A 25177-nucleotide genomic window follows, 5' to 3' on the forward strand; every position below is an offset into this window, starting at 1 on the left:
AGCGGATCAACCGCGCTCTGGCGGCACCGACGACAGTTCGAACGGACTGCTGCTGCGCCGCTGGTTGCGGTCTTCCCGCGGCGTGGCGCCGAAGAAGTTGCGATAGGCGCTGGAGAAATGTGGCCCCGAGGAGAACCCGCACGACAGGCCGATCTGGATGATCGACTTGCTGGTCTGCATCAACATCTGCCGGGCCTTGTTCAGGCGCAGTTCCAGGTAGTACTGGCTCGGCACGCGGTTGAGGTATTGCTTGAAGATCCGCTCCAGCTGGCGACGGGACACGCACACGTGCTGGGCGATTTCGTCGGTGGTCAGCGGTTCTTCGATGTTGGCTTCCATCAGCAACACCGCCTGGGTGAGCTTCGGATGGCTGGAGCCGAGACGGTTCTGCAATGGAATGCGCTGACGCTCGCCACCTTCGCGGATGCGCTCGACCACCAGTTCTTCGGAGACCGCACCGGCCAGTTCAGCACCGTGATCACGGGCCAGCACCGCCAGCAACAAATCGAGTACCGACATGCCGCCGCACGCCGTCAGGCGATCGCGATCCCAATCGAACAGATGGCTGGTGGCGATGACCTTCGGGAAGCGTTCGGCGAAGTCGTCCTGCCAGCGCCAGTGCACTGCCGCGCGGTAACCGTCGAGCAGACCGAGCTGCGCCAGCGGATACACACCGGCCGACAGACCGCCGATCACACAACCGGCGCGCACCAATTGTTTCAGCGCGCTGCTGAGTGCCGGCGCCAAAGTCATCGGTGGCTCGTCAGCGAGCAGGAACAGTTTCTGGAAGTTTTCGAGCTTGCCGGCCCAAGGTTCGCCGGGCAGTTGCCATTCGCCTTCAAGCGGTGGCTCGGCCTGCAGGAACGACAACTCGTAAACCACGTCCGGATGCACACGCTGGGCAACACGCAAGGCCTCCTCTGCCAGCGCCAAAGTCAGAGCTTTAGTGCTGGGCCAAATCAGGAAACCAATTCGATGGGCAGTCATGGCGGGCGATCCGAAACGTAAACAGAGGGAAAAACCGAAATCGGCTGCAACCAAATTAGACCATCTGGCGCGCTGCGCAGCATGACCTAATTTGGTGCATAACGGGAGCGATTACTTGAGGCTGCCCGAGAGGAATTGTTGCAAACGTTCCGACTGCGGATTGACCAGCACTTCACGCGGGTTGCCGCTTTCTTCCACGACGCCTTTATGCAGGAACACCAACTGGTTCGACACTTCACGGGCGAAGCCCATTTCGTGAGTCACCACCACCATGGTGCGGCCTTCCTGAGCGAGGGCCTGCATGACTTTCAGCACGTCGCCGACCAGTTCCGGGTCGAGGGCCGAAGTCGGTTCGTCGAACAGCATCACTTCCGGTTCCATCGCCAGCGCACGGGCAATTGCCACACGCTGCTGCTCACCACCGGACATGTGCCCCGGGAACGCGTCTTTACGATGAGCCACGCCCACCTTGTTCAGGTAGTACTCGGCTTTTTCGCGAGCTTCGGCCTTGGACACGCCCAGCACGTGAACGGGCGCTTCCATGATGTTTTCCAGCGCGGTCATGTGCGACCACAGGTTGAAGTGCTGGAACACCATCGACAGGCGCGAACGCATGCGTTGCAGCTGTTTCGGATCAGCGGCTTTCAGCGCGCCGTCCTTGTTCGCCACCAGCTTCAACTCTTCATTGTTGAGCAGGATCTTGCCCGCGTGCGGCTGCTCGAGCAAGTTGATGCAGCGCAGGAAAGTACTTTTGCCGGAGCCACTGGAGCCGATGATGCTGATCACATCGCCGGCGGCCGCTTTCAGGGAAACGCCCTTGAGCACTTCGTGACTGCCATAGCGTTTATGCAGGTCTTGGACTTCAAGTTTGTACATGCGGTCGGTTCTCACAAAAACAGTCAGTCGTTGAGCAAAGGGCCGTCGCGCAGCGCATCGCGCCCCGCCACTTTGGCCAGCCAGAAACCGGGTTGGGCGTAACGCAGCCGCTCAATGGCAAACAGCACCCCGGACGTACCAGCACACACCGTGCTGACCCGATCCGACAGCGGATCGATCACTTCAAAAATCTTGTCACCGGCTTCAACCCACTCGCCGGGCTTGCGCAGAAAACTCACCACGCCAGGATGCGGCGGCAGGAGCAGTTCCGTGCCTTCGAACGGCATGCCTTCGCATGGTTCGCGCTCGGCGCTTGGCCACTCGCCACGGATCAGGCCTTGCTCGGCGAGGAACGCCAGAATGCCTTCTGCCCAGGCCTCAGCCTGTGCAGGTGTGGTGTCAGCCTGACCGCCGAGTTCAACGGTGGTCGCCAGGCACGCCAGTGGAATCTGCGCGTCCGGGAACAGGCGCGACAGACGCAGCCACGGCAGCGAACAGGCTTCGTCGAACGAGCTGCCACCGGAATCTTCCGCCAGCAGGCCGACCTTCACGTCCAGGTGCGCAGCGAGCGAACGCCACTGCGGCCAGTGTTGCGGCAAGGCATACATGTGCAGTGCGGCTTCGCAGTCGCAATGCAAGTCCAGCACCACATCGGCGGTGGCGGCATGTTGCAGCAGGATGCGCTGCATGCCTTGCAACTGGCTGCTGGCCTCGGGCAATGCGGCCAGGTGATCGGCCATCGCCTGACGGATCAGACGGATATTGGCGTGCGGATCATCACCGAGTTGTCCTTCCAGCTTAGCGGCCACCGGCGCGCTGAGCTCGACGAAATCACGGTTGAAATTCTTGCCGCTGCCGGCCTCGAAACGCCCCTGGTGGTTGCCTTGCAGCAACTGGCCAAGACCCAGCGGGTTGGCCACGGGCACCAGTTCGATGACGCCGTTGAGCAGGCCCTTGGCTTCGAGTTCGCCGAGGCGTTTTTTCAGTTCCCAGGCGGTACGCATGCCGGGCAATTCGTCGGCGTGGAGGCTGGCCTGGATGTAGGCCTTGCGCTCACCGCTACCGAAGCGAAACACCGAAATCCGGCGCTCGCTGCCCAGGTGGCTCCACGGCAGAACGTGGTCGATGCGTTCCATATCAGTGCTTCCTCGGGGCCAGGTAGCTCAGCCAGCGACGCTCGGCCAGCTTGAACAGGCGCACCAGAATGAAGGTCAGGCACAGGTAGAACACGCCGGCGGTGATGTACGCCTCGAACGGCAGGTAGAACTGCGCGTTGACGGTACGGGCCGCGCCGGTGATGTCGATCAGGGTCACAATGGACGCCAGACTGGTGGTCTGCAGCATCATGATCACTTCGTTGCTGTACTGCGGCAGTGCCCGGCGCAGGGCCGATGGCAACAGGATGCGCTGGTACATCTTGAAGCGCGACATGCCCATGGCCTTGGCCGCTTCGATCTCGCCATTCGGCGTGGCCTTCAGGCTGCCGGCGATGATTTCGGCGGTGTAGGCGCTGGTGTTGATCGCGAACGCCAGGCACGCACAGAACGTTGCGCTGGACAGCCACGGCCAGAGGAAGCTTTCACGCACCGTTTCGAACTGAGCCAGACCGTAGTAGATCAGGAACAGCTGAACCAGCATCGGTGTGCCGCGAATCACGTAAGTGAAGAGCCACGCCGTCATGTTGACGACGGCATTCTTCGAGACGCGCATCAGCCCCAGCGGCAGTGCCGCGAGCAGACCGAAGAACAGCGACAGCGCGAGCAACTTGAGGGTGGTGACCAGACCGCCGAGGTACAGCGGCAGGGCCTCCCAAATGACGTTGTAGTCGAAGATCATAGATCAGCCGCCCTTACGCCTACCGAGTAGCGCTTCTCAAGGTGACGCAGCGCCAGCAACGAGACACTGGTGATCACCAGGTACATCGCCGCCACTGCGAGGAAGAAGGTGAAAGGCTCGCGGGTGGCGTCGGCCGCCTGCTTGGCCTTGAACATCATGTCTTGCAGACCGACCACGGAAATCAGCGCGGTGGCCTTGGTCAACACCAGCCAGTTGTTGGTGAAGCCCGGAATCGCCAGACGGATCATCTGCGGCACCAGCACCCGGAAGAACACCTGGACACTGCTCATGCCGTACGCCATGCCCGCTTCGGCCTGACCTTTGGGGATCGCCATGAACGCGCCACGGAAGGTTTCCGACAGGTACGCACCGAAGATGAAACCGAGGGTGCCGATACCGGCGGCCAACGGGTTCAGGTCGATGTAGTCGTCATAGCCGAGCATCGGTGCGACGCGGTTGAGCAAGTCCTGGCCGCCGTAGAAGATCAACAGGATCAGCACCAGATCGGGAATCCCGCGGATCACCGTGGAATACAGATCGCCCAGCCAGGCCAGCCAGCGCACTGGCGACAGGCGCAATGCGACACCGATCAGCCCGAGAACGATGGCCAGGGCCATGGACGACAAGGCGAGCTGAAGCGTCAGCCAAGCGCCATCGAGGATGACAGCCCCGTAGCCTTTCAACATGATTCAGGTCCTCGAAAGTTGGGATGAAAAAATGGCGCAAACCGCAGAGATCCTGTTGCTTGCGCCATTTCGGACGGGTCGAGCGACGTCTTTACTTGCCGTAAATGTCGAAGTCGAAGTACTTGTCCTGGATTTGCTTGTACTTGCCGTTTTCGCGGATGGCCGCGATGGCAGAATTGATCTTGTCTTTCAGGGCGTCGCCCTTGCGCACCGCGATACCTACGCCGTCGCCGAAGTATTTGACGTCGGTGAAGGCCGGGCCGACGAACGCGAAGCCTTTGCCGGCGTCGGTTTTCAGGAAGCCGTCATTCAACAGCGTAGCGTCAGCCACGGTACCGTCGAGGCGACCGGCGGCCACGTCGAGGTAGATTTCGTTCTGCGAGCCGTATGGCTTGATTTCGGCACCCAGCGGGGCCAGGACTTCGCGGGCGAAACGCTCGTGGATCGAACCACGTTGTACGCCGATGTTCTTGCCCTTCAGCTCGGTCAGGCCTTCGCTGACAGCGGTGCCTTCTTTCATGACCAGGCGAGCCGGGGTGTTGTAGTACTTGTTGGTGAAGTCCACGGACTTCTTGCGGTCGTCAGTGATCGACATGGACGACAGGATCGCGTCGATCTTGCGCACTTTCAGTGCCGGGATCAGACCGTCGAATTCTTGCTCGACCCACTGGCACTTGACCTTCATTTCTTCGCACAGTGCGTTGCCGATGTCGTAGTCGAAACCGACGATGCTGCCGTCCGGCGCTTTGGAAGCAAATGGAGGGTAAGCCGCTTCGATACCGATCTTCAGAGGCTTTTCATCGGCGAATGTCGGCAGGGACAGCACGGACAGTGCCAGGGCGCCAAGCAGCACAAGTTTCTTCATCTTGGGACTCCATCGGTAAAGGGCAAAAACGGCAGAGTGAGCGACAGCCCAATATGCGAATGGGTGAATCGGGAAAGCGGTGCTGCATCTGTGGGAAATTTCCCATTGAAACCGTCAGCGATTTCAACACGAGCCACGACGAGCGAGTGATCGGCATTCTAACGACAGGCCCGAAGCCGATATTTCTTCAATGCGACAACTAATTACAGATGCACCGAGAAACCCGCTTGAGCACATTGACAGCTCCGCAATTTCATGCAAGAGCGAAAGACAGTGAACCGATCTATGCTGCAAATTGCGGGCCTATTATTCGCAAACCCTTCTAATCCGGCAAGCGCGGGGTGATGTCTTATTTTTCACAGGGTGTTTTGAGGCCCTGAAACAGGGCGTGGCGTTTCCCATCGCCCCGTTGCGGAGCAGGCGGTTACACATTCAGTTACTTGAAGGCTGACGGGTAACAGTGGGAAGTGCCTGACAGATGAAACCGATAATTATTGGAAAACAAAAAGCCCCGCCCGGCGCGATGCCGGACGGGGCTTTTCAGCCTTCAGACCCGCCGCTTACGCGACGTTCATGGTCTTGTGCGTATCGATCAGATGCTGCACCACGCCTGGATCGGCCAGGGTGGAGATGTCGCCCAACCCGTCGTATTCGGCCGTGGCGATCTTGCGCAGGATGCGGCGCATGATCTTGCCCGAACGGGTCTTTGGTAGCCCCGGCGCCCACTGGATCACGTCTGGCGAAGCGATCGGGCCGATCTCCTTGCGCACCCAGTTCTTCAGTTCCAGGCGCAGTTGCTCGCTCGGTTCTTCGCCATTCTTCAAGGTGACGTAGACATAAATGCCCTGCCCCTTGATGTCGTGCGGCACACCGACCACCGCCGCTTCGGCGACTTTCGGGTGAGCGACCATCGCACTTTCGATCTCGGCGGTACCCATGCGGTGGCCGGACACGTTGAGCACGTCGTCCACACGACCGGTGATCCAGTAATAACCATCGGCATCGCGACGCGCACCGTCACCAGTGAAATACATGCCGCGGAAGGTCTTGAAGTAGGTGTCGACGAAACGGTCGTGGTCGCCGTACAGGGTGCGCGCCTGACCTGGCCACGAATCAAGAATCACCAGATTGCCTTCGGCCTCGCCCTCGATGATGTTGCCGAGGTTGTCCACCAGCGCCGGCACCACACCGAAGAACGGACGCGCCGCCGAACCCGGCTTCAGGGTATGAGCCCCCGGCAGCGGGCTCATCATGTTGCCGCCGGTTTCGGTCTGCCACCAGGTGTCGACGATCGGGCAACGGGACTTGCCGACGTTCTTGTAGTACCAGTCCCAGGCTTCCGGGTTAATCGGCTCGCCCACCGAACCGAGCAGGCGCAGGCTGCTGCCGTCCGCGCCTTCAACAGCGGCGGTGCCGGAAGCCATCATCGCGCGGATCGCGGTCGGCGCGGTGTAGAGGATGTTGACCTTGTGCTTGTCGACGATCTTCGCCACCCGGGTGATGTCCGGGTAGTTCGGCACGCCTTCGAACAGCAGCGTGGTCGCGCCGTTGGCCAGCGGGCCGTACACAATGTAGGAGTGACCGGTGACCCAACCAACGTCAGCGGTGCACCAGTAGATTTCGCCCGGGCGGTAGTCGAACACGCGCTCGTGAGTCATGGCCGCGTACAACAGGTAGCCGCCCGTGGTGTGCTGCACGCCCTTCGGCTTGCCGGTGGAGCCGGAGGTATAAAGGATGAACAGCGCTTCTTCGGCGCCCATCTCTTTCGGCGCGCAGACGGTGCCCGCCACTTTCATCAGGTCTTCGTACCAGATGTCGCGATGCTGGTTCCACTTGATGTCGCCGCCGGTGCGCTTGCACACGATGACTTTCTGGATGCTGCTGGTTTCCGGGTTGGTCAGCGCGTCGTCGACGTTGGCCTTGAGGGAAATTTTCTTGCCGGCACGGATGCCTTCGTCAGCGGTGATCACCACTTTCGAGCGGCAGTCGATGATGCGACCGGCCAGGGCTTCCGGCGAGAAACCACCGAACACCACCGAGTGAATCGCGCCGATCCGGGTGCAGGCCAGCATGGCGACCACGGCTTCGGGGATCATCGGCATATAGATGGTCACCACGTCGCCGCGGTGAACGTCCTGGCCACGCAGGGCGTTGGCGAACTTGCAGACTTGTTCGTGCAGTTCGCGGTAGGTGATGTTGCGGCTTTCGGAAGGATCGTCGCCTTCCCAGATGATGGCGACCTGATCGCCGCGCTCGGCCAGATGACGGTCGAGGCAGTTGTAGGAAACGTTCAGGGTGCCGTCGGCAAACCACTTGATGTCGACATGGTGGTCGTCGAACGAAGTCTGTTTCACCGTGGTGAAAGGCTTGATCCAGTCGAGGCGCTTGGCTTGTTCGCGCCAGAAGCCGTCAGGGTTGACGACCGACTGTTGGTACATGGCTTTGTAGGTCGCCTCGTCGGTCAGCGTATTGGCCAGAACCTCGGGACGAACGGGATACAGGGAAGCCGCACTCATCTTTCCTACCTCGGTGTAATAGTTGTTTTTGTATGACCCTGTTGTAGCCGGGGCGCCCGTATAGAACCATTCGACGATGGTAGTAACAAGCCCCTACAAAACATCCAGACACCCCGGAGGCGCGCGGCCAATACCTTTGCGAAACACCCTGCAACCCTTGTGGGATCTGGCCTGCAAGCGATTCGGGCGAGTCGATAGCTCAGGAAAGTCGCATCACCGACATCACGATATCCGCCGATTGTTACCAAATCTGCCAAAGGTGTTTATCAAAACCGAGTCTGTTTACCCCCTCCCCGCCTCCCTAGAATTCACCTCGCCGACAAGGCAAAGCGATTAACAACGTTACAGCCCCCACGAAGGCCGTTAATCCAGCTCTTAAGTAACAAACCAAAACGATGAAGTTCCACACGCAACCCTAAAAAGGTTGCGTGACCCCACTCGACCTCAAGAAGGTAAATTTCAAATGAAAGCTTTATTGGTTCTGGCCCTCAGCAGTCTGTGCGCAACCGCCATGGCAGACGAGGTCCCGACTGATGTCGCACAGCAACAACCGGCCATCGAGGAATACACTTACTCCACTCACCTGGACATCGCCAACGTTGTATCGATGAGCGAAGTTCCAAATGTCTGCGAAGTGGTTCCGATGAAAATGGAGTACGACGACTCCACCGGCCAGCGCCACATCCTGCGTTACAGCGTGATGGGTAACGGCTGCACCAATTGATGGTTTGAGACTGCACCGAATCGGATCACTCAGCGCAACATCGAGGGTCGATTCCAGCCCGGCTTCGGTCGGGCTCAGTTGTGTTTGAAGGGACTTAAAAGGGTTGCAAAACACAAGATATAGTGAAAAACGCGGTTTTTTGCTCGTTTTTTGAGCAATCAATCACACGCAGAAAAATTAATGAAAAAAAATTCTCCCGGGCCAATCCCGGCGAAAGCCCTGTAAACCCTCGCTCCGATCGAAATCCCCCTCTCGCTCGACCGCCCTGCGCTGTTTCGCCCTCCCCCACGCCGGTGTTTTTTTCCCTATAATGCCGCCCAATCGGGTCAGCAATATTCCCTTACAGGGATCAAAGCCATTCTGAAGCCCCGCAGCAGCGACAACGCTGACCTGCGCCCGTCAGAGGCTCTCGGAAACCCGTACAAAATTCTGTTTTATTGCCTGCCTTAGCTGCTGCAAAAAACGATTCCTTAAGATCCAACGCGGCCAGTACGGTCGTGTGAAAAACCAACCATCAGTTTTCACACGGGCATCTGGCCCTCACGCAGGAGACGACACGTCATGCTGAGCTGGGACGAATTCGACAAAGAAGACAGTGAAGTAGCCGTAAAAGGCGCCAACGCCGGCCACGCTACCGAAGCCAACATGGACCGCCTCGACAGCGCCGGCGGTGCCGCTGCTCTTGAAGCCCGCGCCGTGACCGCCGCTGACTCGGCCGCCGTGGCCCGCGCCAAGGCTGCACTGGATTCCCTCGACGTCGCCGAAGGCCTCGCCGAACTCGAAGGCTCCGCCGCCCGTGTCGCCGTTGACGAAAAGCGCATGATCAACTGCCGCGCCGACCTCAACCAACTCGTGCCATTCAAGTACGACTGGGCCTGGCAGAAATACCTGGACGGCTGCGCAAACCACTGGATGCCGCAAGAAGTCAACATGACCGCCGACATCGCCCTCTGGAAAAACCCGGAAGGCCTGACCGACGACGAGCGCCGCATCGTGATGCGCAACCTCGGCTTCTTCTCCACCGCCGACTCCCTGGTTGCCAACAACCTGGCCCTGGCCGTGTACCGCCTGATCACCAACCCGGAATGCCGCCAGTACATCCTGCGCCAGGCGTTCGAAGAGGCGATCCACACCCACGCTTACCAGTACTGCATCGAATCGCTGGGCATGGATGAAGGCGAGATCTTCAACATGTACCACGAGATCCCGTCGGTCGCGAAAAAAGCCGCCTGGGGCCTGAAATACACCCGCGCCATCTCCGACCCGGAATTCAACACCGGCACCGTCGAAACCGACAAAGAACTGCTGCGCAACCTGATCGCCTACTACTGCGTTCTGGAAGGCATCTTCTTCTACTGCGGCTTCACCCAGATCCTCTCCATGGGCCGCCGCAACAAAATGACCGGCGTCGCCGAGCAGTTCCAGTACATCCTGCGCGACGAATCCATGCACCTGAACTTCGGCATCGACGTGATCAACCAGATCAAAATCGAAAACCCACACCTGTGGGACGCCGAAATGAAGGAAGAAGCTTCGCAGATGATTCTGCAGGGCACCCAGCTGGAAATCGAATACGCCCGCGACACCATGCCTCGCGGCGTACTGGGCATGAACGCAGCGATGATGGAGGACTACCTGAAGTTCATCGCTAACCGTCGCCTGTCGCAGATCGGTTTGAAGGAAGAGTACCCAGGGACGACTAACCCGTTCCCTTGGATGAGCGAGATTATGGACTTGAAGAAAGAGAAGAATTTCTTTGAGACTCGTGTGATCGAATACCAAACTGGTGGTGCTCTGAGCTGGGACTAATCGTCTCGCTCGCCACGATTTGACGATTGCTGCTTGAGTCGTCGAATTGAGAAAGCAAAAAGCCCCGATTTTATCGGGGCTTTTTTTGGCGGTGAATTCTCTTCCCAATGAGTTAGCTACTGCTTGTTATCGGCAATGGCACTACTGTCTTGGTTGCCAGTTAAATCAACCTTCAATTACTTCTAAACGCTGCTTCAGCCTTTCATTCACCACCACACCGTGCAGCCCAGAATGAATCTCCCGGTGACAACTTGGACACACTGCTGCCACATACCGTGGGTGGTCCAACCCGCCATCGGAGACTCGGTTTACGTGATGCGGCTCCAAGTAAGGCGTGCCGTCCTTTTTCGTGAAAGGAGCCGGCCGCTCACAGCTTTCGCATGCACCTTTGGCACGCATCAGCACATAGTGCGCAACCTTCCGGCTGCGCTGATAAATCTTACGGGGAGCGGATTGTTTTAAATCATCGCTCCCAGGCTTGCATGCTGCCAATGCAACCAAACGCGCAGCGGCTAGAGAGTCCGGGAAGTCTGTATCTTCCTCATTCTCTGCTTCAGACTCAATCAGTCCACTCGGAAAACCAACAGGAACTAGCCGAAAAACAATTGCTGTCCGAGTCTCGCCTTTCACATCCAATTGGGTACGCTCAAACATGTCGGCGCAAGAAAACTCGCCCTCGTAGATGTAGCCTTTTCCTTTACCGAGTGACCTAAACATGTGCAGAGCTCGACCATCCTCGGCATGCCGAGCAATGGCTAGGTTCCCTCGAGTCAGTGTCATAGGCCCACGCTGTCCTTCACCGGTGTAAAGATATGCGCCATCGTCCCATCCGTCGGTGTAACCGTATTGCTCTCCGCTATCGCCCGTGAACAAAAAAATCACGGGGTAGATGGCAGACGCTGCAATTCCGCTTTGTCGGCTTCCACCAAACGGTCCGTTGATCTCGGTTCTTCGGTCGTAAACCGCGTTACGTGTGAACTGCAATAGAAGGTCACCTTCCCCACGCGGTAACTCCACAACTGTAAAGCCTCGTTTTTCCAGGTAACTGTTGGTCGGATGCCCCCCAGAAAAATCACCTACAGCGAGACCGGTCGCTAATGAGATGATTTTCTTCGCAGGATAGAGTTCACCGCCTGCCTGAACGGCATAACGGTGGGCTTGGTTAACTTCCCAACCCTGCCATTCACGCCTGCTTCGAAATTTATGATCAAATTCCAGCATCGCTTTGCTTATTCGTTCCTTCGAAACCGCTTTGATCACCACGGATGCTGCCCTTTATCGACTTTAGCTGTAGGAAAATTCCTATACTCACCAAAGTACGAAAGGGTTTCAATGCGTAACAGAGCAAAAAGCCACTATTTATAGCTCTGGCGTGCGCTATAACTCGACTCCCGCTATTAATACCCCTCCCCCACTCAAGGACCCGAGCCCTACCATGAAATTCGATCTCGCCTACTGCCTCAGCCTCGACGACAAACTGTCGATCTACGACGTTCGCGATCTCAATTTCGATGAGACGGTGGCGTTCGATTCTGCGAAGGAGCATTTCCAGTGCCCCAACGACGCCTGTCGTGCGGCGTTCGATGCGTCCAACGAACTGGGCACGTTCAACGCCAAGAACGTGAATTACGTGCGCACGCCGCACTTCAAGAATCTGCCCGGTACGCAGCATGTGGCGGGTTGTCCGTATGTGAGTTTGAAGACGTCGGCGTCGGGGGTTGAGGCGGCGGAGGGGGAAACGGATGACGGGCGTGAGGAGCATTTCCCGTCGGAGTTGTTGTTGACGCGCCGTGAGTATGTGCGCAAGCCTGCCGCGCCTGCGGGGGCGGCGGATGTGTTGCGGGATGATCCGGTGCGGGTGGCGGCTACCCCCTCAAAAGAATCGCCGAGTCGTGAGACGGCGCCAGACAAGACCAGCGTCTTCGCTCACCCCGTGGAGTGTTTTGTGTCGAACTTCGCGGACAAGGATTTGCTCAAGCGCATGCCATTGAAGATTGGCGAGCATACGGCGCCGTACAGTTCGTTCTTCAAGAAGATCGAGTACTTGATGGACAACAAGGGGCTGATTTACTGGGGCCGGATCAAGAAGATCGAGGACTTTCACAGCGCCAGTTTCCGGATCGATTTCGAGGACAAGGTCTGGTTCAAGAAGCCGGATGACAGCAAGAAGAAGCCTTATCCGGTCAGTGTCTATCTCAACAAAAAGCTGATCGACAACTACCGCAAGCGCAAGGCGTTTCTGGAAGAGATCAAGCACGCGGTCGACAGCGACAAGGAGTTGTTCTGCTTCTTCTATGGTGTAACGCCGGAGTTGAAACAGGTGCCGGGCAAGAAGAACCCCGAAAAGCCTTTCGAGGTCTTCAATGCCAATATCGAGAACCTGGATCACTTCATCATTCGTGAAGCGCCGGGTCTGGCGTGATGGTCAGCCCTGGGGCAGTTGCAGTTTGACGGCGCCGGGGTGTTGTTTGACGACTGAGTACGGCAGCACCGACCACTCGGGGTTATCGCAGTTGCGCTGGTAACGGGCGAAGTAGGCTCCCAGGTAAATTCCCTTCGGCGTGAAGTGCCAGTTGGAATAACCCCAGACGCCCTCATCGGTGTAATCGCAACTGCCGTCGTCTTCGGCCGGCTTCTTCATTTCATCCGGGTACAACGTGGTGAACTGTTTGACCAGCCACGGCGCCATGACTTTTTGTTGATCGTATTCGCTGGCTGCGTTATCGGGTTTACCAATCCACAGGACGTCTTTGAGTTTCAACAACTCACCTGTGTGAACGTTCAAGTTGATCGGCGAACTGCCAAAGTCCGGGTGGGCACCACCGCAGCTGTAGCCGGTTGAGATATCCAGGCTGACCACGTCGGGCGAGAGAAATTCAGGGGCGGCGCCTTGTTCGAACTCCGCGTATTCCCCGCCATCCATCATGCAGCTGTGATATTCAATGACTTCACTCCAGAGCCGTCCGAGCAGGTGGTTGTTGATTCGCTGCTGCTCTTCTTTGGGGTAACCGGACTCAATGCTGAAGAAAGAGATTTTCGACTCAGGCTCCACCCACCATTGCAGGTCATAGCCCATGAAGTTTTCTTTCTTTCCCGGTTTGAGCTTGAGCCCCTGCAGGCGCAAATACTCGTAGGGTTCGTCTTTCGGCAAGGTGGCAATAAAGGGCAACGTCGATGCGGTCGGTGCGGGAAGTTTGGCCTCGACCAGTTGTACCGGCAGTTTCTTGCCTTTCGGGTTTTGCCATTCGCCCTGCCAACCGCTGGCGGTGGATTTCAGTTTGAGGGTTGGCAGCGGTTTGTCCTCGCTGTAGCGATTGTTGCCCTCGACCAGCGTCAACGTGGTGTCCTGCAACGAGCCACTGAGGGCCAAATCGCGGTGATACTTCTCGTAGAAGTAACGACCGGTCACTTCATCCGGTTGCTGGGTATAGAGCTCGACCACAATCGGCGTTTTACCCAGCGTGCCGGTGAACACTTCGGCATGGGCAGTGGAAATCAGTGTGAACAACGCCACGGCATATGGCGCCAGGCGTAACAGTCCCTTGAGCATGGATCGGTCCCTGAATGAGTCGGAAGTTGCGCCGGGACGTGGGTGCCGGCGCTGGAAAATTCGCGGCGGATTATGGCGGGGTTGTGCCCGGTAATCGAGAAATGTAATTCGAGATGCAACGTCGCGTCATGGCAGTTGCAGCGCAACACCACCCGGATGTTGTTTGACGATGTTGTACGGCAGAACACTCCAGTCTACGAATCCGCAGACCGCTGCGACGTGCGGAAATGATGGCTCGATGTTGATGCCCTGTTCCGTGAAGTGCCAACCCGGATAATGCCAGGGATAATCCTCGTTGTAGCCGCAATCGTTTTCACCCTCGGCGGTGATGGTCATTTCGTTGGGGTAGAGTTTCAGAAACTGTGCGACCAACCAGGGTGCCAGTTCATTGGTGCGGTAGTTCGACCACGCTGTAGAGGAGCCGGGGGAGTCTGCGGCGAAATCTTCATATTCCTCGTAGTGCAATGGCTTGCCCTGCCCCACCCACATAACATCATCCAGGGTCAGAAGCTTGCCTGTCTTGGTATCGATGTTGAGCGCGTCGTGGCTTTGATCCGGATAGGCGCCACCGCAGTAATAGTCCGATGAAATCCGCACACTCATCACGGTGGACGACATCCACAGTGGCTGGCTCCACTGTGCGTAACTGCCGGAACAACCATAAGAAGACAACACTTCGCCCCACAAACGCGCCATCAATTTTTGGTTGATACGTCGACGCTCTTCGAGGGAGTAACCGGACACCACTTCAAACAGGGAAGTGTCAGTCTTCGGCTCGGTCCACCACTGCAGCGTGTAGCCCATGAAGGTGTCGGTCTTGCCTTTTTTGAGTGTGACGCCTTGCAGCCGCAGATATTCGTAAGGGTACTTATCGTGAAGTGTGGTGAAAAAGGGCAAGGCATCGGCGGGCACTTCGGGAATGACGGCTGGCTCTAACTCGATCTTCAGGGTCTTACCGGCAGTACTTGTCCACTCGCCACTCCAACCATTAGCTGTCGGCTGCAGACGAAGGGTCGGGCGCGAGTCTTCGATTCGCGAACCTTCTTCCAGCACCAGTGTTTCCCCGTCCAGGACACCGTCAAGTGGCAGATCCTTGCGGTACTTCTTATAGAAGTAACGACCTTCTCCAGTGCGAGGATTTATTTCGAGGACGATAGCCGCTTTGCCCAAGGTGCCGGTGTACACCTGCGCGCCGTTATCGGCCCGAGTTGCCGTCGAGACAAACAACCCCGTCAGTAAAAGAGCAGCGAAAAGGCGTATCAGTCCTCGGAACATCACTTCATCCTTGAATAAACGAGCAACTGCCCGCGAAAAGTAGCCGTGGATTATGTCGAGGTTGTGCGGGGGAATCGAGCGTCTTCGTTATCAGCTCAAGCACATGCTGATCATCACCATCATGAGCAGACCGATATACACCCGCGCATGCACCCGATCCGGTATCCGCCCGATCCACGGCGTCGCCAGTCGAATCCCCAGCATCGAGCCCAGCGTCAGCACCGCAAACGCCAGCAGATCCACATACCCGATAAACCATGGCCCGAGGTCTGTCTCGCTGAACCCCGCCATCACCATGTACGTCAGCGTCCCCGCCAATGCCACCGGTACGCTCAGCGGATTGGCCATCGACGTCGCCTGCGACATGCTCAACCCGCAACGCCGCAACAACGGCACAGTCATGACGCTTCCTCCTACGCCGAGAAAGGTCGCGATGGCGCCAATGCCTACACCACCGCCGGACGTTTCCACCGTTCCCAATCGCCGTGGGATGACGCCTTCGGACTGTGTGAGAAAGCCGCGTCGCAGCAGGCAATCGACAATCGTCACGCCGAGGTAGGCGATGAAGGCATAGCGAATGACCTCACCGCTCACCCACACCGCCGCGACGGCACCGACAATAGAGCCCAATCCAATGAACCCGCCCAAGGGCCACAGGTAATCCCGGATCAAGTTGCCGGCGCGGCGGTGTTTGTCGGCAGCAATCAGGGCGTTGACGATCATCACGCAGGTCGAGGTGGCGACGGCGATGTGCATGGCCGATTGACCGACGGGGTCGTCGACGCCGTGGCTGGCGGTGAGCATGCGGTACAGCAGCGGCACGACGACGAAGCCGCCGCCGAAACCAAAGAGCACGGCGGTGACGCCAGTCAGGCAGCCGAAGAGTGTTAGCAGAAGGTAAAACATGGCGCGTCGTCCGTTGGTGGGGAGCGGTCGACGATAGAGCGGCGGCGCTTGGCCTGCTTCAGCAAGTCAGCCAATAATGTTTGCGTTTACGCCAATTGCTGGGTGCCGCTCGATGCGCAATGTTTCGATCAATCTGCTGGATGACACGCCGCGCCCGGTGGTGGCGATCGGTACGGATTATTCCCACGGCTATCTGTTGCCACGTCATACGCATCGGCGGGCGCAATTGTTGTACGGCGCGACCGGGGTGATGCAGGTCAGCACTCACGATGGCAACTGGGTGGTGCCGCCGCAGCGGGCGGTATGGATTCCGCCGGGGGTGGCGCATGAGGTGTTGATGCTGGGGGTCAGCACTCGCAGTTTGTATATCGAGCCGGGGGCGGTGGATCTGGGTGAGCGTTGTCAGGTGATCAGTGTGTCGCCGTTGATGCGGCATTTGCTGATGGAGGCGGTGGAGCTGCCGCTGACCTATGACCTGGCCGGGCGCGACGGTGTGCTGATCGATTTGTTGCTGCATGAATTGGTGCGCAGTGCACCGCTGCCGTTGCATATACCGCTGCCGTCTGACGGAAGACTGCTCGAACTGTGTCAGAAATTTCTGCATCAGCCGAACGCCCATCAGTCCCCCCTGCAATGGGCGGATGAGCTGCACGTAAGCTTGCGCACCTTCAACAGACTGTTCCGTCAGCAGACCGGCCTGAGTTTCAGTCAATGGCGCCAGCGCGCCTGCGTGGTACTGGCGCTGGCACGGCTGGCGGCGGGTGAAGCGGTGACGCGGATTGCCCTGGATTTCGGCTATGACAGCCCGGCGGCGTTCTCGACGATGTTCCGCCGGATCCTCGGTCAGGCACCGTCCGTCTGGTTGGAGGCGGCGAACTAGGGCAAATCAAAAAATGCGTTTGATCCCGGCCGAAAACAACTGTACAAAAACACAGTACATTTTCCATCAGCACTCTCGAGCCCGGAGCACACCATGGCCTCTTCAGCGATGAACCTCATCCTCGAACGTATCGCCCTTTTCCAGTTCACCCCGACGCATTGCGCCCAGGCCCGAGGGATGTTGGGCTGGAGCGTGGAACAGCTATCGCGGGAGGCAGGGGTTTCGGTAGACGATATTCAGCGATTCGAAGCGCAGCAGGACGTGGCGGATTCGGCGCGGCTGGCGTTGACCTATCGGTTTGAGGCGCAGGGGCTGGTGTTCTTTCCGGGGTTTGCGCCGGGATGTGGGGCGAATATGAGGGAATCAGGCTCTGTTGAGATGCGCGGTGATTTGGCAATGGTCGAATAATTCACCGCGCATGGTTGCCCGAATGTGATTGTTGCTGTGACTTGAATTCGAAGGTTCCGCTGACATGTTGCAAGGGAACCCTCGTTGGCCTGATTACTCCTTGAACCCTGGATGCTGCAATTTCATCGAAGCCTGTTCGTAGCTGTATGCCATCGCAAACAACTGAGGCTCGCTCCACTGCTGGCCGTAAAAGAACACGGAGGTCGGCGTGTCGTCATCGCTCATGCCCGAGGGCAAGGTGATTGCCGGGTAGCCTGCGGCCGCAGCGGAGAACTGGGAAAAGCCATCCGACTCGGCGAACAACGCATCCAGATTGTGCTCACGCACCTGCTCATCGATAGCGCCTTTGAAGTTCTGGCTGATGGTTGTAATCAGTGCGCTCGCCTCCTGATGGGAAAGCGCCGACGCGTTGATAGCCTCCAGCATCTGCTGGCCGTGTTGCTCCTCACCGGGTTGGCCCGGTTGAAGTCGATCAGAGCCTGCAATGAATTGATCGGCAAGCCCTGGCGACTGGCCAGATACTCGGGCAACTCATGCTTCATCCCCCCCATCAGGCCATTGAGGTAGCCATCGATGTCAGGAAGACGCACAGTCAGCGGGATTAGCGTAGCGCCCTGTTCCTGCAAAGTGGCCATTGCTGCTGCCATCTCGGGGCTCGGGGTCAGTTCCGCTTCGTGGGATCCTGTGTACGCTGTCGGGTAACCGATCCGCTTGCCTTGCAAGGCTTCGTTGGAAAGCAGCGCGGTGTAGTCGACCCCGGTGGGAGCGTCGGCAGTGACGCTGTCCGAAGCATCGGTGCCTTGCATGACGTTGAACAGCAGCGCGGCATCCCGCACGGTGCGGGTAAGCGTACCTGGGGTGTCTTGCAATCGAGTGATCGGCACAATGCCGGAGCGACTGAACAACCCCAGCGTCGGTTTGACGCCAACCACGCCGTTGGCCGACGCCGGGCAAGTGATCGAGCCATTGGTTTCAGTCCCCACGGCCAGCGGTGTGAAGCCTGCGGCTACCGCTACCGCCGGGCCGGAGCTGGAACCACAGGTGCTTTCACTCAGTACATGAGGATTTTTACCCTGGCCGCCGCGCCCGCTCCACCCCAATGGCAGAGACATATCACGCATGCCCGACCATTCGCTCATGTTGGCTTTGCCCAGCAGGATGGCGCCGGCATCGCGCAGTTGTTTAACCGTAAAAGCATCTTGAGCCGCCGGCTGCCCGACCATGGCCAGTGACCCGGCACTGGTTTGCAGGCTGTCAGCGGTATCGAAGTTGTCCTTCAACAGGACCGGAATTCCGTGCAGCGGGCCACGGATGTTGCCTTGCGCACGCTCTTCGTCCATCGCAGTCGCGATGTCGAGGGCCTGGGGATTCATTTCAATGATGGCGTTGAGGGTCGGACCTTGCTTGTCCAGATCCGCTATGCGCGTGATGAGGTGTTGAACCAGCGCGACCGATGTCAGTTCGTTGCTGACCATCATCGCACTCAGCTCGCTGGCGCTTGCGTATTCAAGTGCTGCACTGGAGGGTGCCGCGAGGGCGACGCCGCTGCTCAGCGAAAGCACGATGGCCTGCGCCAGCGTATTCATGTTGCGTTTAAAGCGGTATTTCATTTTCCAATCCTTGTTTAAGCCAATCACGAGTGAGTCATTTCACTCGCGACCAAGCCTACCGAAGCCGCAGGAAACGGCTGTCAGCAACAAGAACCAGAGCTGGTAGGAAAACTCACCCAGCCTTGTAGCCGCTACAGGCAACACGCCCTTTTTCTGACACCTCTTGTTCCACTTCCAACCACCATGCGTCCCCACGTTGCGGTTGCATCAGGTTAAACGCCTCGCCCATTTGCGGGGTGGTAATGGAAACGCTGCGCTCCCAGGCCAGTGCAAGAATGCGATCGAACGGTTCATGCCAGGCATGCATCGCCAGATCGAACGTGCCGTTGTGAATTGGAAACAGCCAGCGACCCTTGAGGTCGATGTGGGCTTGCAGGGTTTCTTCCGGTTGCATGTGCACGTGGGGCCATTCGACGTTGTAGGCGCCGGTCTCCATCAGGGTCAGGTCGAACGGGCCGTATTGTTCGCCGATGCGTTTGAAGCCATCGAAGTAGCCGCTGTCGCCGCTGAAGAAGATTCGTGTATCGCCATCGATGATCACCCACGAAGCCCACAGGGTCTGGTTGCCATCGAACAGGCCACGGCCGGAGAAGTGCTGCGACGGGGTGGCGATGAAGCGGATGCCGGCGACTTCGGTGCCCTGCCACCAGTCGAACTGGCGGATCTTGCTGGCATCGATGCCCCATTTGACCAGCGTGTCACCGACGCCCAGCGGAGTCAGGAACACGTTGACCTTGTCCGCGAGTTTCAACACCGCTTCGTAGTCGAGATGGTCGTAATGGTTGTGCGACAGAATCACCGCTTCGATCGGTGGCAACTCGTCGATGCTGATCGGTGGCTGGTGGAAGCGTTTCGGGCCGGCCCATTGCACGGGCGAGGCGCGCTCGGCGAACACCGGGTCGGTGATCCAGAATTTGTCTTGCAACTTCAGCAGCAAGGTCGAGTGACCGAGGCGAAAGACGCTGTGATTGGGGGCGGCGATCAGGTCGGCACGGGTCAGCGGCTGCACGGGAATGGCCGACGCCGGACGGGTATTGCGTGGCTTATGGAAGATCATGTTCCACATGATGCGCAGCATCTTGCGCACACCTTCACGTTGCACTGGAGCGTGGTTACGGAACGTCCCTTCTGCCTGGCGCGAAGCTTCAGGTACAGGACTGACCGCGGAAGAAATTGATTTGGCCATGACTGAATGACTCCAGAAAAACCGTGCAATTCACGGTTTTCCACGGTGGGACGATAAATGGCCAAGGCACGCACGCATCAGCCGGACATCTGGTTTTAGGTTGCACCGATTAACGCAACATTACACTGATCGGTGTACTTTCTAGGTTGCATCAAACCGGATGACAAGTAAACTGCCGAGTGTAATTTCATCTATTTCCTGCCGAATCGAATTTATGACAGCTCCAACGCGCCTCACCGAACGCAAACGCGAAGCCATCATCCTGGCGGCCATCACCGAATTCCGTGCCAACGGTTTCGAAGTCACCAGCATGGACAAGATCGCGGCCACTGCCGGGGTGTCGAAGCGCACGGTGTACAACCATTTTCCGAGCAAGGAAGAGCTGTTCGCCGAAATTCTCAACCAGTTGTGGGCACGAATCAGCACCGAGCAAGCCGTGTCGTATCAGCCTGATCAACCCTTGCGCGATCAATTGCGAACGATGCTGCTGGCCAAACTGCAGATGATGGCTGACGACAATTTCATGAATCTGGCCCGTGTCGCCATCGCCGCCGCGATCCACTCGCCCGAACGCGCACAGAACATGGTGGCGCGCATGGGCGAGCGTGAGGAAAGCGTGACCGTGTGGATTCGCGCCGCTCAGGCAGACGGTCGGCTGAAACCGGTCGACCCGGAATTCGCCGCGCATCAGGTACAGGGCCTGCTCAAGTCTTTCGCCTTCTGGCCACAGATTTCCATGGGCCAGCCGGCGCTCGACAACGCAACGCAAAATGCCGTGGTCGAATCGGCGCTGGACATGTTCCTGGCCTGTTATCAGCTCTAGATCGAGCCTGCGCCACGATTAAATGGCTCACAAGGACACTGAATTTTCCCGCTGGAATAAATGACAATATCTGTCATTGACCGATGAACGGTCGCTCTGAAGAATTACACTGGAAAGTGTTTCAGAATGAATCTGGCGAAGAACCTCATGGATAACCAACGCGGCAAAGGCTTGTCATTCGCCAGACGCATTTACCTGCCACGCGCCATCGGTTTGGGCGTCGGTTTCTTCAGTGTCGGCGCCGCGCTGTATCCGTTGAACATGCCGGCCTGGCTCTGGGCGCTGTTGCTGTTCAATGGATTTCTCTGGCCCCACGTCGCGTATCAATGGTCGACCCGTTCGGCTTTCCCCTACCGCGCCGAACGTCGCAACCTGCTTTATGACTCGGTGTGCGGCGGCTTCTGGACCGCGTGTTTCCAGTTCAATCCGCTGACCGCCGTGACCATTCTGTCGATGATGACCATGAACAATGTGGCCGCCGGTGGCCGGCGGTTGTTCCTGCTCGGCGCCCTCGCCCAGGTGATCGGCGTGCTGTTGGGCTGGTCGGTGTTCGGGGTCAAGTTCAACCTGACCACCACGCAAACCCAGGTCTGGGCGTGTCTGCCGATGCTGACCCTTTATCCGCTTGCACTGGGGATGGTCTGTTACCAACTGGCGATCAAACTCGCCGAACACAAACGCACCTTGAGCGCCCTGAGCCGCACCGACAGCCTCACCGGCCTGCTCAACCACGGTGCCTGGAAAGACCTGCTGCACCTCAAGTTCCAGCAGTGCCGCGACCACAACAGCCAGGCCATCCTGGCACTGATCGACATCGATCATTTCAAGGTGATCAATGACAGTTACGGGCACATCGTCGGCGATGCGGTGCTGCAACAACTGAGTCGCGAACTGAAATTCCTGCTGGATGAAAGTGAGCTGGCCGGGCGTTACGGCGGCGACGAATTCTGTGTGATCCTGCCCAACCTGCCGCTGAGCAAAGCCGAAGCCCTGATGGAGCAACTGCGCCAGGCTCTGCATCAGTACCGCCATCCCGAGGTGCCCGAGTTGCGGGTCAGCCTGAGCATCGGACTGGCGCGTTTCCAACTGACCTGCCCGGACGCCCTGGACTGGCTGGATGACGCCGACAAAGCGTTGTACACCGCCAAGCACACGGGTCGTAACACGATCAGCGTAGCGTTGAGCCGTTCCAGCGCCTGACAAGCGTTGTACAAGATCCGGATCAACCACTTTCTTGTACAACTTTATAAACTTTGTATAAGATCGAGCTGTCAGCCTGGATGCTGGCACTATGAAGTCAACGCCGAACGTCGCCAGCATCTTCGGCCTGCCGCCGCGGGAACAGGGACAACACCTCTAGCCCTATTTCCGGAGCGCACTCAGCATGTTTTTCAATCGCCAGCAGTCTGTTGTCGACGAACTGCAACACGCCCTCGCCCAGCAAACCGGCCTGCTCGAAGCCATCGACCGCTCCATGGCGGTGATCGAGTTCAATCTCGACGCGGTGGTGTTGCGCGCCAATGACAACTTTCTCAAGACCACGGGCTATACCGCCGAACAGGTGATCGGCCAGTCCCACCGCCAGTTCTGCCCACCGGAATTTGCCCGCAGCAGCCAGTACACCGAGCTTTGGTCGAAGCTGAAAAACGGTCAGTTCCAGTCCGGCACCTTCGAACGCGTCGACAGCCAGGGCCGGCCGATCTGGCTCGAAGCCAGTTACAACCCGATCAAGGATGCTTCGGGTCGCGTGGTGAAAGTGGTCAAGTACGCCATGGACGTCACCGCCAAGGTGCAGCAGGAAAGCGAAGCCAACGCCAAGTTGCAGGCCATCGACCGCGCCATGGCAGTGATTGAGTTCGACCTCAATGGCAATGTTCTTACAGCCAATCAGAATTTTCTGACGCGCATGGGTTACACGCTCGCCGAGCTCAAAGGTAAACATCACCGCTTGTTCTGCACTGCAGAGCTGGTCAACAGCAGTGCTTATGATGACTTCTGGCGCCGGCTCAATCAGGGTGAGTTTTTCCACGGCCAGTTCGAACGCGTCGACAAGCGCGGGCAAACCGTTTGGTTGGAAGCCAACTACAACCCGGTCTACGACGCCGCCGGCCGCTTGTGCAAAGTGGTGAAGTTTGCCTCGGACGTCACCGCCCGGGTCGAGCAGCACGAGCAGGATGCACGCAGCGCCAGCGCCGCTTATCACATTTCTGTCGCCACCCGAAAAGTCGCCGAGCAAGGCACGCAAGTGATCCAGCAAACGGCCAGCGAAATGCGCGAGATCGCCGATGACATCGCCGAATCGTCGAACCTGATTGCACAACTCGGCGAGCGCTCCGAACAGATCACCACCATCGTCAACACCATCCGTGCGATTGCCGATCAAACCAATCTGCTGGCCCTGAACGCCGCGATCGAAGCGGCGCGTGCCGGCGAGCAAGGTCGTGGTTTTGCCGTGGTGGCCGATGAAGTACGGCAACTGGCGGCCCGTACCAGCGGCTCGACGGCGGAGATTTCCAACATGATCGGCCTGATCCAGAGCGAAACCCGCCAGGCGATCAAGAGCATGGACGGCACCCGTGGACGCGCGGCGCAAGGCGTCGAACTGGCGGATCAGGCGGGGACGGTGATTCTGCAGATTCGCGATGGCGCCAGCGAAGCCGTGGAAGCGGTGAGCATGTTTGCCAACGAGCGTGCGCCGGGATAAGGCCAACACGGGCGACGCAGGGCTATAGTGACTCAACGTCCCAAGCCCTGCCGAGTCCGTCATGACCACCGAAAAAAACGAATCCGCCGCCCCTGTCGATCACCTGCGCTTCCACCGCCCCCACGCCCACCTCAACACAACCTTCGGCAACGACAAGTTCGCCTTGCGGGCCGAGGCGTTTGCGCGATTCTTCGGTACGCCGACCTTCCTCGGCGCGCAGACCCTGATCGTGGTGCTGTGGGTGTGTCTCAACATGTTTGGCGTCACGAACTTCGACGTCTATCCGTTCATCCTGTTGAACCTGGCGTTCAGCCTGCAATCGGCCTATGCCGCACCGCTGATTCTGCTGGCCCAGACCCGTCAGGCCGCGCGGGACAAGGCGCAATCCGACGCCGACGCGCAGCATCGCGAAGCCCTGGCCGTGGCCAATTCCGAGCGTCAGGCGCAGGCCGCAAAGAACACCGCGCAGTTGCTGGAACTGCTGGAGCAGAACACCCGGCTCACCGAAATGACCAAGAACCTCACCGAGCGCATCGAAGGCCTGACCCGCGAACTGCACGATCACATGCGCCAGAACCCGCAGGCCTGATCACGGCAAACGCAGTGCCCGCCCGAGTTCATCGAACAGCGTAACCACCGAGCGCAACGCACGGCAGTCCGGGCGGGTCAGCAGCCAGAGCGCGGTGTCGTAACCGTGCAGCGGTTCGCTCAAGGCTCGCAGGCCTTCGGTGATCAGAAAGTCCGGTAACGCCGCGACGCCGAGCCCGGCACGCACCAGCTCCGTCACCGACAACATGCTGTTGCAGCGATAGCCCGGTGTCACGCCCGGCAAGTGCTGGCGACGCCAGACGACAGTCGGGTGATCGGGTAGAAAATCATCCGGGGCAATCCAGGTCAGGGCGTTTAGATCGACTGCTTCAACATTTTGCAGATAACGCTCGCTGGCACAGACCCGGTAGGAAATCTTCGCCAGCTCCCGTCCGACCAGGTGCTCCGGTGGCGTGCGCGTCAGGCGCAAGGCGATGTCGGCGTCGCGACGGCTGAGGTTGGCAAAGTCGTTGGAGGTGCTCAGTTCGATGGTCAGCGCCGGGTAGTTCGGCATGAACTGCGCCAGTGCCGGCAGCAGCAGACCTTGCAGCACTGAATCGGTACAGGTCAGGCGTACCGTGCCGCTGATCACTTCGCCGCCCTGCTCCACACCGATTCGCGCCGCCTCCAGTGCCTGCTCGGCGCGCTCGGCCTGCTCGGCCAAAGTCTGCGCAAGGCTGGTGGGCAGGTAACCGGCGCGGCTTTTTTCGAACAGTTGCTGACCGAGCGCGGCTTCCAGTCGGCGCACGGCGCGAAACACCGTCGACACGTCGACCTTCAGTAGCTGCGAGGCCCGGGCCAGAGAGCCGCCGCGCACCAGGGCGAGAATCAGCGCCAGATCCGGGAAGTCGAGTCGATAGTGCGTCGCTGCATTAATCACTTGGGGAAACGCCCATATTGAGTGCGTGAACGCCAATCTATAGTGAGCGTCATCCCTCAACAAGCACA

General features: G+C 58.6%; 21 protein-coding genes and 3 pseudogenes. 10 read left to right on the top strand and 14 right to left on the bottom strand.

What is annotated here, in order from left to right; translation table 11 throughout:
• Positions 1-6: 6 nt before the first annotated feature.
• The 7 genes from argR to acs form a co-directional block, all read right to left on the bottom strand.
• Positions 7-987: a transcriptional regulator ArgR gene (gene argR / locus IF199_RS22875; RefSeq protein ID WP_192558779.1), complete on the bottom strand. Its 981-nt coding sequence runs from the start codon at positions 985-987 to the stop codon at positions 7-9.
• Positions 988-1098: 111 nt separating this feature from the next.
• Positions 1099-1863 (bottom strand): ABC transporter ATP-binding protein, encoded by a 765-nt coding sequence (locus IF199_RS22880; protein ID WP_016983952.1) that lies wholly within the window; start codon positions 1861-1863, stop codon positions 1099-1101.
• Positions 1864-1886: 23 nt separating this feature from the next.
• The gene (locus IF199_RS22885) at positions 1887-2999 is read right to left on the bottom strand and encodes a succinylglutamate desuccinylase/aspartoacylase family protein (RefSeq protein WP_192558780.1); all 1113 of its coding nucleotides are present in this window, start codon (positions 2997-2999) and stop codon (positions 1887-1889) included.
• Position 3000: 1 nt separating this feature from the next.
• On the bottom strand, positions 3001-3699 hold the full coding sequence (locus IF199_RS22890) for an ABC transporter permease (protein WP_102621033.1): 699 nt from the start codon (positions 3697-3699) through the stop codon (positions 3001-3003).
• The gene (locus IF199_RS22895; RefSeq protein ID WP_096818114.1) at positions 3696-4385 is read right to left on the bottom strand and encodes an ABC transporter permease; all 690 of its coding nucleotides are present in this window, start codon (positions 4383-4385) and stop codon (positions 3696-3698) included. The genes IF199_RS22890 and IF199_RS22895 overlap by 4 nt, the downstream gene beginning before the upstream one ends.
• 91 nt (positions 4386-4476) lie before the next feature.
• The gene (locus IF199_RS22900; protein ID WP_192558781.1) at positions 4477-5250 is read right to left on the bottom strand and encodes an ABC transporter substrate-binding protein; all 774 of its coding nucleotides are present in this window, start codon (positions 5248-5250) and stop codon (positions 4477-4479) included.
• 560 nt (positions 5251-5810) lie between these two features.
• Positions 5811-7766 (bottom strand): acetate--CoA ligase, encoded by a 1956-nt coding sequence (gene acs, locus IF199_RS22905; protein ID WP_102621034.1) that lies wholly within the window; start codon positions 7764-7766, stop codon positions 5811-5813.
• Between the two features lie 463 nt (positions 7767-8229).
• Here acs and IF199_RS22910 point away from each other — a divergent pair, with 463 nt between their 5' ends.
• Positions 8230-8490 carry a DUF2790 domain-containing protein gene (locus IF199_RS22910; protein ID WP_102621035.1) on the top strand — a complete coding sequence of 87 codons (261 nt, stop codon included), beginning with the start codon at positions 8230-8232 and terminating at the stop codon, positions 8488-8490.
• A 561-nt stretch (positions 8491-9051) separates the two neighbouring features.
• Positions 9052-10299, top strand: a complete 1248-nt coding sequence (locus IF199_RS22915) for a ribonucleotide-diphosphate reductase subunit beta (protein ID WP_096818122.1) — start codon at positions 9052-9054, stop codon at positions 10297-10299.
• 165 nt (positions 10300-10464) lie between these two features.
• Here the strand turns inward: IF199_RS22915 and IF199_RS22920 are convergent, their stop codons facing one another.
• Positions 10465-11562: an HNH endonuclease gene (locus IF199_RS22920; protein ID WP_192558782.1), complete on the bottom strand. Its 1098-nt coding sequence runs from the start codon at positions 11560-11562 to the stop codon at positions 10465-10467.
• Positions 11563-11734: 172 nt separating this feature from the next.
• On the opposite strand from IF199_RS22920, the gene IF199_RS22925 reads away from it, so the two are divergent.
• Positions 11735-12721 carry a hypothetical protein gene (locus tag IF199_RS22925; RefSeq protein ID WP_192558783.1) on the top strand — a complete coding sequence of 329 codons (987 nt, stop codon included), beginning with the start codon at positions 11735-11737 and terminating at the stop codon, positions 12719-12721.
• Between the two features lie 3 nt (positions 12722-12724).
• On the opposite strand, the gene IF199_RS22930 is transcribed toward IF199_RS22925, so the two are convergent.
• The 3 genes from IF199_RS22930 to IF199_RS22940 form a co-directional block, all read right to left on the bottom strand.
• Positions 12725-13849 carry a hypothetical protein gene (locus IF199_RS22930; protein WP_192558784.1) on the bottom strand — a complete coding sequence of 375 codons (1125 nt, stop codon included), beginning with the start codon at positions 13847-13849 and terminating at the stop codon, positions 12725-12727.
• A gap of 126 nt (positions 13850-13975) precedes the next feature.
• A complete protein-coding gene (locus IF199_RS22935; protein WP_192558785.1) occupies positions 13976-15124 on the bottom strand; it encodes a hypothetical protein in 1149 nt (382 codons plus the stop codon).
• A 90-nt stretch (positions 15125-15214) separates the two neighbouring features.
• A complete protein-coding gene (locus IF199_RS22940; protein ID WP_192558786.1) occupies positions 15215-16030 on the bottom strand; it encodes a sulfite exporter TauE/SafE family protein in 816 nt (271 codons plus the stop codon).
• Between the two features lie 112 nt (positions 16031-16142).
• Here IF199_RS22940 and IF199_RS22945 point away from each other — a divergent pair, with 112 nt between their 5' ends.
• Positions 16143-16910: an AraC family transcriptional regulator gene (locus IF199_RS22945; protein WP_192558787.1), complete on the top strand. Its 768-nt coding sequence runs from the start codon at positions 16143-16145 to the stop codon at positions 16908-16910.
• A 93-nt stretch (positions 16911-17003) separates the two neighbouring features.
• Positions 17004-17318 carry a helix-turn-helix domain-containing protein gene (locus IF199_RS22950; protein ID WP_192558788.1) on the top strand — a complete coding sequence of 105 codons (315 nt, stop codon included), beginning with the start codon at positions 17004-17006 and terminating at the stop codon, positions 17316-17318.
• Between the two features lie 93 nt (positions 17319-17411).
• Here IF199_RS22950 and IF199_RS22955 read toward each other — a convergent pair.
• A pseudogene (locus tag IF199_RS22955) lies at positions 17412-18928 on the bottom strand (amidase family protein).
• A gap of 112 nt (positions 18929-19040) precedes the next feature.
• Entirely contained in the window at positions 19041-20114 is a 1074-nt protein-coding gene (locus tag IF199_RS22960) for an MBL fold metallo-hydrolase (protein ID WP_192558789.1), read from the bottom strand.
• Positions 20115-20328: 214 nt separating this feature from the next.
• Between IF199_RS22960 and IF199_RS22965 the strand changes: the two genes are divergently transcribed.
• The 5 genes and pseudogenes from IF199_RS22965 (at position 20329) to IF199_RS22980 (ending at position 24230) form a co-directional block, all read left to right on the top strand.
• Positions 20329-20937, top strand: coding sequence for a TetR/AcrR family transcriptional regulator (locus tag IF199_RS22965; protein WP_192558790.1), 609 nt, complete (start codon positions 20329-20331; stop codon positions 20935-20937).
• Between the two features lie 147 nt (positions 20938-21084).
• Positions 21085-22137 (top strand): diguanylate cyclase, encoded by a 1053-nt coding sequence (locus tag IF199_RS22970; protein ID WP_192560996.1) that lies wholly within the window; start codon positions 21085-21087, stop codon positions 22135-22137.
• 274 nt (positions 22138-22411) lie between these two features.
• Positions 22412-23095, top strand: a pseudogene (locus IF199_RS30640) (PAS domain-containing protein); the annotation flags it as partial.
• A gap of 108 nt (positions 23096-23203) precedes the next feature.
• Positions 23204-23641: pseudogene (locus IF199_RS30645) on the top strand (methyl-accepting chemotaxis protein); the annotation flags it as partial.
• Positions 23642-23702: 61 nt separating this feature from the next.
• Entirely contained in the window at positions 23703-24230 is a 528-nt protein-coding gene (locus IF199_RS22980; protein ID WP_096818152.1) for a DUF1003 domain-containing protein, read from the top strand.
• Here the strand turns inward: IF199_RS22980 and IF199_RS22985 are convergent, their stop codons facing one another.
• The gene (locus IF199_RS22985) at positions 24231-25172 is read right to left on the bottom strand and encodes a LysR family transcriptional regulator (RefSeq protein WP_096818154.1); all 942 of its coding nucleotides are present in this window, start codon (positions 25170-25172) and stop codon (positions 24231-24233) included. It lies immediately after the preceding gene.
• Between the last annotated feature and the right edge of the window lie 5 nt (positions 25173-25177).

Source organism: Pseudomonas allokribbensis (assembly GCF_014863605.1).
In the GTDB taxonomy this organism is placed as follows: domain Bacteria; phylum Pseudomonadota; class Gammaproteobacteria; order Pseudomonadales; family Pseudomonadaceae; genus Aquipseudomonas; species Aquipseudomonas allokribbensis.